This is a genomic window from Actinoplanes subglobosus, assembly GCF_042650585.1.
Lineage (GTDB): Bacteria > Actinomycetota > Actinomycetes > Mycobacteriales > Micromonosporaceae > Actinoplanes > Actinoplanes subglobosus.
In genome coordinates this window covers 146,924-160,840 of sequence record NZ_JBHSBL010000024.1, presented here as the reverse complement: position 1 = coordinate 160,840, position 13,917 = coordinate 146,924, and the positions used below count along the sequence as shown (strand labels likewise).

Genomic DNA, 13,917 nt, shown 5'->3' with positions numbered 1-13,917 from the left:
GTGACCGCCTCGCACGGGCCCGTCCCGGCCCGTCCGGGCCGCCGGTTCGCCCGTCCGCGTGACGGCCCGGTGGGTGGGAAACCGGTCCGGCTCGCTTGCACCGGACCGGCAGGATCGCAGCCATGAAGGTGCATGAGCAGATCAGTGGGCGGCTCCGGGAGTTCATCGAGGCGCAGCCGATGTTCTTCGTGGCCACCGCGCCGAACGGCCCCGGCGGGCACGTCAACGTCTCCCCCAAGGGCATGTCCGGTACGTTCGTGGTGCTCGGCGGCCACCGGGTGGCCTATCTCGACTACCACGGCAGCGGCGCCGAGACGACCGCCCACCTCGACGAGAACGGGCGGATCACCCTGATGTTCTGCGCCTTCCAGGGCCCGCCGAACATCGTCCGCCTGCACGGCCACGGCCGCACGGTGCCGGTCACCGCGCCGGAGTTCGCCGAGATGCTGACCCTGTTCCCGGCACCGCCGGACACCCACGCCGTCCGGTCGGTGATCGACGTCGTCGTCGAGCGGGTCAGCGACTCGTGCGGTTACGCGGTGCCGCTGATGACCTACGAGGGCGACCGTGACCTGCTGGTCCGCGCCCACGAGAGGCGCTCCGAGGAGGACCTCGCGGAATACCGCCGGGTCAAGAACGGCGTCAGCATCGACGGCCGCCCCATCTTCACCGACCCCCAGCGCACCACCTGACCCGGGCGGCACCCCGCGGTCGCGGTGTCAGGCGGCCAGTTGGAGCCGTTCGGCCAGGCCTCGCAGGTCGGTGCCGGCGGCGTTGCGGTGGGAGCGGTCCAGCAGCATGCGGGCGGTCTCGCGGGTGATGGGCGAGGTGTGTACGTGCTGTGGCGCCACCCGTTCGGCGGCGAGCAGGAAACGGACCGCCTCACGGTCGCGGCCCCGTATCCGGGCCAGTGCACGGGCCGTGTCGGCGTAGAGGAAGACCTGCCGGAAACCGTACGGGAGGGCGGCCGGGTCGGTGGTGCGGGCGATCTCCGCGGCCCGGCCCGGGTCGCCGCCGTCGGCCTCGATGCCGATCTGCCAGATCGCGACGTTGGCCGGGCCGAAGTACAGGCTCAGTGTGGACGTCTCGCCGGTACGGGCGGCCAGGTCGGCGGCCTCGGCCGACCAGCCGCGGCTGTCGTCGGGGCGGCCCGAACCGCGGGCGGCCACCGCGCAGACCAGCATCAGGGAGCCGAGCATCTCGGCGGTGCCGGGGCGGGCGAAGTGCGGGCGCAACTCGTCGATCGCGCGTTCGGCCAGGGTGAGTCCGCGCTGGTAGGAGCCACAGCCGGAGGCCGCACAGGCGCGGGCGTATGCGGCGTACCCCCGCAGCAGTTGATCGTCGGTGGCGTCGGCGGCGTCGCGGCATCGCTCGGCGCCCAGCCACGCGTCGGCCGGCCGGCCGAGGTTGCGCAGCACCGAGGAGGCGAGGAAGGTGGCCTCGACCAGCAGGCGCAGCGCGGTCCGCCGGTCCGGGCCCGGGGTCTCCGCGTGCAGGTCACGCAGCAGGCCCGGAAGCAGGCGCGCGGCGCCGGCGTAGTCGCACGCCTGCCGCAGGCCGTCGGCCAGCGCCACCGTCCGGGCCAGTTCGCCGACCGGTGTCGACGACGGAACCGCCGGCTCGGACAGGTCGATGTCGACCAGCGCGTGCCGGATGTCGTTCACATGGGCGTGCGCGGTGACGACGTCGCGATCGGCCGCCGGCACCGGGACCCCGGTCAGTTCGGCCGGGGCACAGTCCAGCGCGGTCGCGATGTCGGCGAGGGTGAACCGGTTGTCGGCGGCCTGGCGGCCCCGCTCGACCCGGCTCCACGTGGCGTGCGAGATCCCGGCCCGGCTGGCGGCGAACCGGATGCTCCAGCCGCGGAGCAGGCGACGGGCCCGGATGCGCTCGCCGATGCGGGGGTCACCGTTCGGTCGTGGCGTCATACCGGCGACGCTAACCCGCCTCGTCAGTGGTCGTGGTACATGCTCGTACCACCGGGGCTGACGCCGTAGACCAGGCGCAGGATCGCATCGGTCAGCGTGTCGAGGACCTCGTCCTCGTCGTAGGCACCGGGGTCGGCGTAGACGTCGGCGAACATGGTGCTGCGCAGGTTGACCGCCATCCGGGCGAGCAGTGCGGGCGGGCCGCCGACGGTGAGGCCGGCCCGCGCGTCGCGCTCGATGCGTTTGCTGAACAGCGTGCAGCCCTTGTCGACGAGCCGGTCGCGGACCTGCATCACGTCCGGGCCCGGGTCGGGGGCGAGGAACGCCTCCCGCAGCCAGCGGCCGTCGACCTTCCACCGGGCGAGGCCGGCGGCGAGGCTGCGGCGCAGTGCCGGGCGGTCCAGCCCGTCGGAGGCGATCCACTCGGCGAGCTCCAGGTCGGCCTGGGCGATCCCCTGGTCGACGACGGCGGCGAGCAGCGCCTGCTTGGACTCGAAGTAGAAGTAGAAGCCGGATCGGGTGATGCCGGCCGCGCCGGCCAGCTCGTCGATGGTGACCTGGTTGATCGGCTTGTCCCGGAAGACCGCCCGTGCGGCGTCGACCAGGGCCTGCTCGCGCTGGTCGCCTTTGGTGGGGGCCCGGCGGCTCCTGATGGCTGACACGGCGCAGACTCTACATCCCATCAAATGTAATTGACGACGCATCCTCAATTTTTGACACGGTGTTGAGAATGCTTGGCGACGGGTCTACGTTCAGCTCATGCCCTTCCGAACACGTCTGGCGCTACCCGTCGCCTGCTACGTCGTGCTGCTCGTCTCCGCCCTGCAGACCCTGGTCGTCCCGGTCGTCGCCGACATCCGGGCCGACCTCGGCGTCTCCACCAGCGCGGTCAGCTGGGTCGTGACCGCCAACCTGCTCGCCGCGGCGGTGCTCACCCCGATGCTCGGCCGTCTCGGCGACCTGCACGGGCGACGCACCGTGATGCTCGGCGTCCTCATCGCGGTCCTGGCCGGCTCGGTGCTGGCCGCCACCACCTCCGACCTGACGCTGCTGCTCGTCGGCCGGGTCGCCCAGGCCGCCAGCTTCGGGCTGTTCCCGCTGGCCATCGGCGCGCTCCGGGAGGCCCTGCCGCCGCACCGCCTGACCGGCGCGATGGCCCTGGTCAGCGGCATGCTGTCGGTCGGCGCCGGGTTCGGCCTGGTGGTCACCGGCCTGCTGATGCGCCCGGGCGGCGACTACCACCGGCTGTTCTGGCTGGCCGCCGCCCTGACCGCGATCGGCCTGGCCGGGGTCTGGCTGCTGCCGGCCCGCCCGGGCGCGGCCACCGGCACCCTCGACTGGGCCGGCGCCGGCCTGCTCGGGCTCGGCCTGGTCCTGCTGCTCCTGCCGCTGGCCGAGGGCAACGGCTGGGGCTGGGGTTCGGCCCGGGTGCTCGGCCTGCTGGCCGCCGCGGCCGTCGTGCTGGGCCTGTTCGTGCTGTTCGAGCGGCGAGTCACCCACCCGCTGGTCAGCACGCGGATGCTCGGCCTCCGTCCGATCGTGGTCGCCAACGCGGCCGGCCTGTTCTTCGGCTTCTCGATGTTCGCGGTCTTCCTCGCGGTCTCCACCCTGGTGCAGACACCGCCGGCGGTCGCCGGCTACGGGTTCGGCGCCTCGGTGCTCGCCACCAGCCTGATCTACCTTCTTCCCGGTACGGCCGGAGGCGTCCTCACCGCGCCCCTGGGCGGCCGGCTCGTCGCCCGTTTCGGCGCCAAGGCGACCCTGGTGATCGCCGCGGTCCTGGCCGGCGCCGGATTCGGATGGCTCGCGGTGCTGCACGCGGCCACCTGGGAGGTCATCGTCGGGGCGTTCGCCGTCAACACCGCCGTCACCTTCGGGTACGCCGCACTCCCCGCCCTGCTCATCGCCCACGTCGAGCCGTCCGAGACCGGGATCGCGAACAGCGTGAACTCGATCGCCCGCTCGGTCGGCATGTCCCTGGGCACGGCATTCGTGGTCACGATGATGACCCGCAACCCGGTGCCGGGGCCGGTGCCGCTGCCCCGGGAGGTGCAGTTCACCACCGTCTTCGGGACCGGCGCGGTCCTGGCCCTGGCGGCGGCCGCCACCGTCGCCTGGCTCCTGCCCCGCGCCCGCCGGCCGAGGCTCACCGCAGCCGAGGTGGAGGCCGACGAGGTCCTCGGCGCGGCCGGCCTCGACGTCCCGGCCGGCCGCTGATCCGCCGGCGCGGTCGACAGGAGGGTTACGCGATCAGGGAGTCCTGGCGGGGTGGGGCCTCGGCGCTGTAGGAGTGGATGGTTCCCTTGCCGGCGGCCTTGGCGCTGTACATGGCGATGTCGGCCCGGCGCAGGAGTTCGCCCAGCGGGTGGTGGCCCGCGGCCAGGCCGATGCTGCCTCCGACGGTCACCTGTTCACCCTGGATCGGCATCGGGGCGGTGATGGCCGTGAGGATCCGGGTGCCCAGGTGGCGGCCCTCCTCCTCGGTGGCCGGGTCGGCGAGGACCACCGCGAACTCGTCGCCGCCCAGCCGTACGACCAGGTCGCCGGTGCGGGCCGTCGCGGTCAGGCGCTGGGCGACGGTGACCAGGACGTCGTCGCCGGCGGCGTGGCCGAGGCGGTCGTTCACCGGTTTGAAGCCGTCGAGGTCGAGGAGCAGCACGGTGCCGCCGCCCGCGGTCAGGCGCCGGCCCAGGTCGGTGAAGGCGGTCCGGTTGTGGAGGCCGGTCAGTGCGTCGTGGTGGGCCTGGTGGGCGAGTCTCTCCTGCTGGCGCTCCAGGGTGATGGCCAGCCTGCCGACGATGGTGACGGTCATGAACTGGCGGGCCAGCACCAGGCTGAACGTCGACAGGAGCACCCAGATGAGCAGCGGTGACAGGGTGTCGCTGCGGACCTGTTCGACAGCGGTGGCCACGACCGCCAGGACGATCGGGACGTAGGGCAGGGCCGCCCAGGCTCCGGCGAAGTGGCGGTGCGTGCCGGCCAGGGCCGACTGCGGTGCCGGAACCCGGCTGGCGATCATGACGAGTCCGGCGGCGAGGATGAAACCGGCCCCCGCTCCGGCGGTGTACCAGGGGTTCCCGGCGACCTGGTTGCGGAGGCTGAGCAGCGCGCTGAGGGCCAGGACGACGGCGGCGGAGCCGAGCAGCCGGGGGCTGTCGCCAGACGCCTCCGGCAGGTTGCGCGACATCATCACCAGGGCGACCGTGGCCGCGATGACCTCGGGACCGATCAGTGCGGCGGTGTAGACGCTGTTCGCCAGCGGATCGGCGGTGCCGCCCGCGGGTTCCAGGATGTACATCCAGGTCAGCGCGAGGACGGCGCCGGAGACGGCGGCGACGTCGAGCAGCCCGCGGAGACCTTCGGCGGTCTCCACGGGCGGGCAGCTCAGGTGCAGTCCCACCGGCAGCAGGACAGCCGCGGCCACCGACAGCGCGGCACCGCCGAGGAACACGTACCCCATCGCATGGATCTCGTTGACCAGGAACAGCGCGTTCGCCGACGCCCAGGTGGCGGCACCGATCGACGCGAGCACGGCGGCGGTCCGGTTGCGGCCGCGGTCGGTGCGGACCCGCCGGGCGAAGCCGAGGACGGCGCCAACGGCCAGGAACAGGACGATCGCGTCCGAGACGGCACGCCCGGCGGACAGCGAGAGGAACGGCACGATCGCCTGGAAGGCGACCGCGAGAACGATCACCACCGACAGCCGTGTGCGCAGGAACCTCGTCACGAGCCCCACAACGACTGCGGGGGCATCGACTTTAGGAAACGCGGTGGCGGCGGATCCAGGCGGCCTGGCCGCCGTCGACGAGCAGGTCGGTGCCGGTGATGTAGAGGGAGTGCGGCCCGGTCAGGAAGGCGGCCGCCTCGGCGATCTCGGCCGGTGTCCCGGTACGGCCGGCGCCGCACGCGTCGAGCATGGCGGTCATGTGGGCGCCGGAGGGCGACTCCTGTTCGACGCGGGCCATCGGCGTGGAGATGACACCGGGGCTGATCGTGTTGATGCGGGCGCCCCGGCGGTGGTAGGTGAGGGCGGCCGCCTCGACCCGGACCTGGTTGGCGCGTTTGGCCAGGATGTAGGCGTGCACCGGGTCGCCGTCGAATCCGGTGATCAGGTCCAGGTCCAGCAGGTCGGTGGCGGGTGTGGTGGCCAGGGCCTGTTCGTCGGCGGGGCTGAGCCGCGCGTAGTGCCCGGCCATGCTGGCCACGCAGACGACGGCGGCGCCGGGCCCGGCGAGCGGGGCGAAGGCGTCGATGAGGTGGGCGGTTCCGGCCAGGTCGACCCGCATGATCCGGTCGACGGTGGAGGTGGCGGCGGAGACGCCGGCGGTGTGGACGACGGCGGCGAGGCGGCCCAGCGCGGCGGCCGCTGCGGCGAGTTCGGCGACGGCGGCGGGCGAGGCGATGTCGGTGACCAGACCGCGGGCGCCGTAGCCTTCGGCGCGCAGGGCGGTGACGGCCCGGTCGAGGTGGCCGGGAACGGCGTCGGCGAGCAGCAGGGTGCGACCGCTGCCGAGGCGGCGGGCGACGGCGGCGCCCATGCCACCGGCCCCGGTGACGACGAGGACGTCGGGTGCGTTCATGGCTGGCTCCCGGAGGCGATGGCCTGCCGCCAGGGGCGGACAGCCCTCGGTGGCATGTTGACGGTGAGCACGCCGACGAGACGGCCCTGTCTGCGGTAGGTGGCGAGGAACCGGCGCTCGCCGAGTGAACCCTCGGCGACGGTGAACTCGTCGTGGCCGCGCAGGTGGCCGTAGGCGTGGATCTTGAGGTCGTACTGGTCGGACCAGAAGTACGGGACCGGTGCGAACGGTTTCGCGGCGCCGAGCAGGTTGCGGGCGGCGGCCATGCCCTGCTCGGCGGCGTTGGTGCGGTGTTCGACGCGCATCGTGACGCCGAACAGCGGGTTGTACCAGCGGGCGACGTCGCCGGCGGCGTAGACACCGGGCGCGGCGGCACAGAACCGGTCGCAGACCAGGCCGTCGTCGACGGTGAGCCCGGAGCCGGTGAGCCAGTCGGTGCCGGGGGTCGAGCCGATGGCGACCAGCACCTCGTCGGCGGCGCTCACCGACTCGTCGGCCAGGGAGCCGACGGTGACGCCGGTGCGCACGTCGACGCCGTGTTCGCGGTGCACGTCGGCGAGCATCCGGCCGACCGGTTCGCCGACGGCGTGCGCCAGCGGGACGGCGGCGGGTTCGAGCAGGGTGACGGCGCACCCGAGGGCGCGCGCCACGGCGGCGCATTCCGCGCCGAGGAACCCGGCGCCGACGATGGCCAGGGCGGTGCCGGGACGCAGCCTTTTGCGCCATTCAAGAGCCTGGTCGATCGTACGAAGAAAAGGTTTCGAACCATCGGAAAGCGATCGTGGCCGCACCCCGGTGGCCACCACGAGCCCGTCGTAAGGCACGTCAGTGCCGTCGCTCAGGGTGACCAGCCGCCGTGCGGTGTCCAGTCCGGTCGCCCGCACACCGTGTCTCTCGTCGAGGCCGAGCGCGCTGATCTGTTCCGGTGTCCGCAGCCGGATCCGGTCGATCTCCCACTCCCCCGCGAGGACCTGTTTGGACAGCGGCGGCCGGTCGTAGAACGCCTCGGCCTCGTCGCCGACCACGGTGATCGTGCCGCCGAACCCCTCGCGGCGCAGCGTCTCGACGGTGGCGAGGCCGGCCGCGCCCGTCCCCACGACGACGATCCGGTTCACTCCCCGACCAGCCGGATCGCCGCCGCCGGGCAGACCGCCGCGGCTTCCCGGACCGCTTCGTGCTGGTCCTTGCCGGGACTCTCGTCGAGGACGATCGCGACGCCGTCGTCCTCCCGCTGGTCGAAGACGTCCGGCGCGACCATCGCGCACTGCCCGGCCGCGACGCACCTGGGCTCGTCGAACTCGATCCGCATGATCGTCCCTCTCACCAGGTGACCGGCAGTGACGTGAGGCCGTAGGCGACGCCCTCCATGGCGAACTCGACCTCCTCGAACGGCACCGCGAGCGCCAGGGTGGGGATGCGGCGGTAGAGCGTGCTGTAGACGACCTGCAGCTCGACGCGGGCGAGCGACTGGCCGAGGCACTGGTGGGCGCCGTAACCGAACGCATGGTGGGTGCGCGCGGGCCGGGTCAGGTCGAGCCGGTCGGGTTGCGGGTAGGCGGCCGGGTCGTAGTTGGCGCCGCCCAGGTCGAAGATGACGCCGTCGCCGGCCCGGATGGTGGTGCCGTGCAGTTCGATGTCCTCGACCGCGATGCGCCGGATGCCGGTGTGCACGATCGTCAGGTAGCGGAGCAGCTCCTCGGCGGCGTTGGCGACGAATTTCGGGTCGTCGCTGTTCGCGCGCAGCAGGGCCAGCTGATCGGGGTGGTGCAGCAGGGCGAGCGTGCCGAGGGAGATCATGCTGGCGCTGGTCTCGTGGCCGGCGATGAGGATGGCGCTGCCCATGGTGACGGCCTCGGCGAAGGTCATCTCCCCGGTGGTGACGCGGGCGCCCATCTCGGACAGCACGTCGTCGGCGGGTTCGGCCATCTTCCGGGTGAGCAGCGCGCCGAGGTACTCGCCGAGGCCCTGACCGGCCGCGGCGCCGTCCTCCGGGTCGGTGTCGTGGCTGATCGCGCGGCGGCTGGCGGCCTGGAAGAAGGCGTGATCGTCGTAGGGGACGCCGAGGATCCGCGTGATCACCAGGGTCGGCACCGGCAGGCCGATGCTCTCCACCAGATCGGCGGGATTGGGGCCGGCGAGCAGGTCGTCGACGAGGCCGTCGATCGTCTCCTGGATGCGCGGGCGCAGCGCCTCGACCCGCCGGACCATGAAGGGCGCGTTGACGGTACGCCGTAGCCGGGTGTGTTGGGGCGGATCGGTGTTGGTGATGAGCTCGGGGATGTGCGGGGCGATCGCGGCACGGGACCGGGTCATGTGCGGATAGCCCGGCTTCTTCTCGTCGATGCTCAGCCGCGGGTCGTTGAGCAGGTCGCGCTGGTCGGCGTGCCGGGTGATGAGCCACGGGGTGCTGCCGTCCCAGATCCGCACCCGGCTGACCGGCTCGGCCTCGCGGATGGCGGCGGCCGGGGCGAACGGGCAGCTCGCCTCGCGGGTCATCGGATAGTAGGGCGTGTCAGACATGCCCGCTATGCAACCAACGTCACCTGACGCGAGCCGGACACGAAGCTGACAGGAACCAGACGTGACCGGGGTCACTCCAGCCGGTAGCCGAAGCCCCGCTTGGTGTGGATCAGCGACGGCCCGACCTTCTGCCGCAGGCGGGAGACCAGGCGCTCGATCGTGTTGAGATCGCGGGACTCACCCCACACGCTCTGCGCCAGCTGCTCCTTGGAGAGCACCCGGCCGGCGTTGACCAGCAGGTGGCGCAGCAACCGGTACTCGGCGGGGGTGACGTCGAGCGGCCGGTCACCGCGCCACGCCTGATAGACGACCTCGTCCAGGGTCAGGTCGCCGTGGCGCAGCACGGTCTGGCGCAGCTGGACGCGGACCCGGGCGAGCAGCTCGGGGATCCGGCACGGCTTGGTCACGTAGTCCTCGACCTCGGTGCCGATCTCGGGCAGCAGCAGGTCGAGGGCGTCGCAGGTGGTCATGCAGATGATCGGTGGCCGGTCGGTGAGGAGCGGGCGGGCGCGGGCCAGGTCGTACAGATCGGGGATGGCGACGTCGACGACGATCAGGTCGACGTCGTGCCGGTCGAGGCGGGTCATCGCGTCGGCGCCGGTCGCGACGGCGGTGACCAGGTAACCCGCCGTGGTGAGCCGGTCGGCCAGCGACGTCCGCAGCTGCTCCTCGGGGACGGCGACGAGCACATGCTGATTCCTCACCGGTCCAGCATGCCGCAGCCGTTTTGTTTCATTGACATCTTTCTTTTGTTACGCCGAAGATGGGAGCGCTCCCAACATCCCCCTCGTTCGTGGAGACCCCGTGAAGATCCCCTCACTGGCGGGCGCCGTCCTGCTCGCCGCCGTCACCGCCGTTCTCCCGGCCTCCAGCGGCGCCTCCGCCGCGGCGGCCGCCGACACCCGCATCGACATCGACGTCCGGGCCGGCCTGGCCACCGTCGGCGCCACCGCGGTCGGCGTCAACCACGCCATCTGGGACAGCCAGCTCGGCACCCCGGCCGTCGCCGACCTGCTCGGCGACGCCGGCGTGACCATGCTGCGCTACCCCGGCGGCTCCTACGCCGACATCTACCACTGGCGCGACCACACCGCGCCCGGCGGCTACGTCGCGCCGGACACCGACTTCGACACGTTCATGGCCGGGGCGCGACGCACCGGCGCCGAGCCGATGATCATCGCCAACTACGGGACCGGGACCGCCCAGGAGGCCGCCGACTGGGTGCGCTACGCCAACGTCACCAAGGGCTACGACGCGACCTTCTGGACGATCGGCAACGAGAACTACGGCAACGGCCACTACGGTTCGGCCTGGGAGGCCGACGACCACGCCGACAAGAGCCCGAAGCAGTACGCCGCCGAGGTCGTCGCCTACTCGCAGGCGATGAAGGCCGTCGACCCGACGATCAAGATCGGCGCCGTGCTGACCATGCCGGGGAATTGGCCGGACGGCATCGTCGGGGCCGGCGACACCGGCACCTGGAACCAGGAGGTGCTGACCCGCGCCGGCTCGGCCATCGACTTCGTGGACGTGCACTGGTACCCGGGCGGCGCCGGCCCGGCCGAGACCCTGACCCGGACCGAGCAGATCCAGGACGCCGTGTACCTGCTGCGCCAGCAGATCAACCAGTACGCGGGCACCGGTGCGAGCCGGATCGGGATCAGCATGACCGAGACCAACGTCGAGGTCGGGCGCAACACCCAGCCCGGCGCGCTGTTCCTCGCCGACGTCTACAGCGGACTGCTCGCCCAGGGCGTGTTCACCGTCCAGTGGTGGAACGTGCACAACGGCCTCGGCACCGTCTCCGAGGTGGCCGGCGAGACCGACTACGGCGACTACGGGCTGCTGTCCAGCGGCAACTGCAACGCCGACGGCACGGTCTGCCAGCCCGCGCTCAACACGCCGTTCGCGCCCTACCACGCACTGTCGCTGGTCGGGGACCTCGCCCGGGCCGGGGACCGGTTCGTCGGCACCGGCAGTGACAACGCACTGGTCAGCGCGCATGCGGTGCGGCGGGCCAACGGTGATCTGGCGGTGCTCCTGGTCAACAAGGACCCGTCCGCGGCACACACCGTGTCGCTGAACTACCAGGGGTTCACCCCGGCGGCGGGGACTCCCACGGTCGCCTCGTTCGGCAACGGTGACGATCGCGTCAGCACCGGGACCGGGGGCAGCGCGTCGGCACAGACCCTGGAGCCGTACTCGGTCTCGCTGGTCACGGTTCGCTCCGGGCGTACCGAGCAGGGATCGCCGAAGGCGCCTGGTCAGCCCACGGCGACGGTGACCGACCGGACCGCGACGATCTCGTGGCCGGCCGGCGCGGCCGGGCTGAAGTACGAGGTGTTCCGACAGAACGGCGGTGTCAGCGAGCAACTCGGCGAGACCACCGGCACGTCGCTGACCGTCGGCAACCTCCAGCCGGGCCGCCGCTACACGATCAACGTCCTGGCCCGCGACGGCTCCGGCCGGCAGTCGCAGGCGTCGCCGCCGCTGACCTTCACCACCGGCGCCCCGGCGACGTCGTCGTGCACGGTCAAGTTCCGCGACGTCAACGACTGGGGCAACGGGTACGTCGGCACGATCGACATCACCAACAACGCGACCGTCCCGGTCACCGGGTGGACCCTGGCGTTCACCTGGCCGACCGGCTGGCAGAGCGTCAGCAGCGGCTGGAGCGCCACCTGGAACCAGGACGGCCGGACGGTCCGGGTGACCAGTGACGGCGCCCTGGCTGCCGGGGCGACCGCGAGCGTCGGGTTCGTCGGCAACTACAGCGGTCCCAACGTGCTGCCGACCGTGTTCACGCTCAACGGGACGGTCTGCGCGAGCGCCTAGTCACACCGTGTCTCGTGGCCGGCCCTGGTCGGGGCCGGCCACGAGCAGGGCTCCGATCGCCTCCCGCAGCTCGGTGCCGGTGAACGGCTTCGCGATGATCGTCCGGCCCGGTTCCAGGGAGGTGCCGTCCTCGGCGATCAGCGCCTCGGCGAAGCCGGAGATGAAGACGACCTTCGTCGCCGGCCGCAGCCCGAGCAGCTGATGGGCCAGCTGCCGGCCGTCCATGCCGGGCATCACCACGTCGGTGACCAGGCATTGGATCGGGCCGGCGTGCCCCTCCGCGAGTGCCAGCGCGGACAGCCCGTCGCTCGCGGTCAGCACCTGGTAGCCGGCCTTGGCGATGAACCGGGCGGTCGCGTTGCGCAGCGCCTCGTCGTCGTCGACGAGCAGCACCGTGATGTCACCGTTGCGGCCCGGCGCCCCGGTCACCGGAACACCCGGCTGCTCGCCCGGCCCGGCCGGTGCGACGGCCGGCAACTGCACCCGTACGGTCGTCCCGGTCCCCCGCTGCGAGGTGATCATGATCAGGCCACCGGCCTGGGTGACGATCCCGTGCGCGGTGGACAGGCCCAGACCCGCCGTACGCACGCCCTGCTTGGTGGAGAAGAACGGCTCGAACGCGCGCCGCTGCACCTCGGACGACATCCCGCAGCCCGAGTCGGACACCTCGATCACCGCCACGCCCAGCACCGGGTCGCACTTCGCACTGATCGTGACCACGCCGCCGTCGGGCATCGCCTCACCGGCGTTGCGCAGCAGGATGTGCAGCAGCCGGTCCAGGCCGCGCCGGTCGATCCGGGCCGCCGGCGTGTCGTCGGCCAGCCACACACTCACACTGACCTGCTCGGCCGTCAGCTCCCCGGCGAACGCGGTGATGAACCCCTTCAGATCGACGACGACCGGCTCGTTGATCTCCCGCCGGCCGAACGCGAGCAGCTGCTCGGTCAGTTTGGTGGCCCGCCGGCCGCCCTGTGTCACCTGCTCCAGGTCCTGCAGCATGCCGGCCGCCGCGGCCTCCGCGATGCCGCCGTGGTCCTTCTCGTCGGCGATCGTGTCGCTGACCAGCTGGGTGAACCCGAGCATCGAGCCGAGCAGGTTGTTGAAGTCGTGGGCGATGCCACCGGCCATCCGGCGCAGGCTGTCCAGGCGTTCGGCGTCGTGGCCGGCCGCCTCCTCCTGCCGCTGCCGGGCCTCGTAGGCGATCCGTTCCTCGGCCGCCACCACGTCGGAGATGTCGTCGACCATCACCACCGCACCGGCCACGTCACTGGCGGCGTCGGAGAACGGCCGGAGGTGCACCCGCAGCCAGCGGTCGGACAGGTCCTCGCGGATCAGGTGCGTGCGGTAACGGTGCTCGACCGCGGCCGCCCCGGTGTTGCGGACCGCCTCGACCGCCTCCCGCCGCACGGCCGGGTCCAGGCAGATCAGCCAGCCGTCACCGGAGAGCCGGCCCGCGGGCTGTCCGGTGATCTCGGCGAGCCGCGGGTTGACGTAGGTGGCCGTGCCGTCCGCGCCGAGCAGCGCGATCCCGACCGGTGACGCGGTGGCCATCGCCTCGAACTGCCGCTCCCGGTGCCGCAGCGCGCGATCCTTCTCGACCAGCTTGGCGTTCACCGCCTGGCTGTGCACCCGGGCGAAGTCGGCCGCCGATCCGACGCTCACGTCCACCGGCCCGGCGGCCAGCACCTCGTCGACCGCGTCGAGCAGCTCCCGCGGGTCGGCACCGCGCAGCACCACCCGCGACACCCCGCACGCGTCGACGATCGGCCGGGTCTCCGGTTCCAGGTAGTTCGCCGTGTAGAAGATGACCGGCGAGCTGGCGGTCACCGGGTCGTCGTCGGATCGCAGCCGGTGGACCAGCTCCAGGCCGTCGATGCCGGGCATCAGCACATCCGAGACCACGATGTCCGGGTGCTGGGCGCGCACCACGTCCAGCGCGTCGACACCGTCGCTGGCCTCGAGAACCTCGTGCCCACGGCAGCTCAGCAACATGGTCACCAGGTCACGATTCTCGGCGACGTCGTCGACGACCAGGACGGTTGCCATGACGGCCT

At 72.3% G+C, this 13,917-nt stretch carries 12 protein-coding genes; 3 read left to right on the top strand and 9 right to left on the bottom strand.

Annotated elements, in window-relative coordinates; genetic code table 11:
• Positions 1-122 precede the first annotated feature (122 nt).
• On the top strand, positions 123-692 hold the full coding sequence (locus ACFO0C_RS34785) for a pyridoxamine 5'-phosphate oxidase family protein (protein ID WP_378071014.1): 570 nt from the start codon (positions 123-125) through the stop codon (positions 690-692).
• Positions 693-719: 27 nt separating this feature from the next.
• Here the strand turns inward: ACFO0C_RS34785 and ACFO0C_RS34780 are convergent, their stop codons facing one another.
• Entirely contained in the window at positions 720-1,928 is a 1,209-nt protein-coding gene (locus ACFO0C_RS34780; protein ID WP_378071013.1) for a helix-turn-helix domain-containing protein, read from the bottom strand.
• A 23-nt stretch (positions 1,929-1,951) separates the two neighbouring features.
• Positions 1,952-2,590, bottom strand: coding sequence for a TetR/AcrR family transcriptional regulator (locus ACFO0C_RS34775; RefSeq protein WP_378071012.1), 639 nt, complete (start codon positions 2,588-2,590; stop codon positions 1,952-1,954).
• Between the two features lie 97 nt (positions 2,591-2,687).
• Here ACFO0C_RS34775 and ACFO0C_RS34770 point away from each other — a divergent pair, with 97 nt between their 5' ends.
• Positions 2,688-4,145, top strand: a complete 1,458-nt coding sequence (locus ACFO0C_RS34770; RefSeq protein WP_378071011.1) for an MFS transporter — start codon at positions 2,688-2,690, stop codon at positions 4,143-4,145.
• Positions 4,146-4,170: 25 nt separating this feature from the next.
• Here the strand turns inward: ACFO0C_RS34770 and ACFO0C_RS34765 are convergent, their stop codons facing one another.
• From ACFO0C_RS34765 to ACFO0C_RS34740, 6 genes are all read right to left on the bottom strand, one after another.
• On the bottom strand, positions 4,171-5,655 hold the full coding sequence (locus ACFO0C_RS34765; protein WP_378071010.1) for a diguanylate cyclase domain-containing protein: 1,485 nt from the start codon (positions 5,653-5,655) through the stop codon (positions 4,171-4,173).
• A gap of 31 nt (positions 5,656-5,686) precedes the next feature.
• The gene (locus ACFO0C_RS34760) at positions 5,687-6,508 is read right to left on the bottom strand and encodes an SDR family oxidoreductase (protein ID WP_378071009.1); all 822 of its coding nucleotides are present in this window, start codon (positions 6,506-6,508) and stop codon (positions 5,687-5,689) included.
• A complete protein-coding gene (locus ACFO0C_RS34755) occupies positions 6,505-7,623 on the bottom strand; it encodes an NAD(P)/FAD-dependent oxidoreductase (RefSeq protein ID WP_378071008.1) in 1,119 nt (372 codons plus the stop codon). The genes ACFO0C_RS34760 and ACFO0C_RS34755 overlap by 4 nt, the downstream gene beginning before the upstream one ends.
• Entirely contained in the window at positions 7,620-7,817 is a 198-nt protein-coding gene (locus ACFO0C_RS34750) for a ferredoxin (protein WP_378071007.1), read from the bottom strand. The genes ACFO0C_RS34755 and ACFO0C_RS34750 overlap by 4 nt, the downstream gene beginning before the upstream one ends.
• A gap of 11 nt (positions 7,818-7,828) precedes the next feature.
• A complete protein-coding gene (locus ACFO0C_RS34745; protein WP_378071006.1) occupies positions 7,829-9,028 on the bottom strand; it encodes a cytochrome P450 in 1,200 nt (399 codons plus the stop codon).
• Between the two features lie 71 nt (positions 9,029-9,099).
• Positions 9,100-9,732, bottom strand: coding sequence for a response regulator transcription factor (locus tag ACFO0C_RS34740; RefSeq protein WP_378071005.1), 633 nt, complete (start codon positions 9,730-9,732; stop codon positions 9,100-9,102).
• Between the two features lie 100 nt (positions 9,733-9,832).
• Between ACFO0C_RS34740 and ACFO0C_RS34735 the strand changes: the two genes are divergently transcribed.
• Positions 9,833-11,863: a cellulose binding domain-containing protein gene (locus ACFO0C_RS34735; RefSeq protein ID WP_378071004.1), complete on the top strand. Its 2,031-nt coding sequence runs from the start codon at positions 9,833-9,835 to the stop codon at positions 11,861-11,863.
• On the opposite strand, the gene ACFO0C_RS34730 is transcribed toward ACFO0C_RS34735, so the two are convergent.
• Complete coding sequence (locus ACFO0C_RS34730) at positions 11,864-13,909, bottom strand: ATP-binding response regulator (RefSeq protein ID WP_378071003.1); 2,046 nt, start codon at positions 13,907-13,909, stop codon at positions 11,864-11,866.
• Positions 13,910-13,917: the final 8 nt, after the last annotated feature.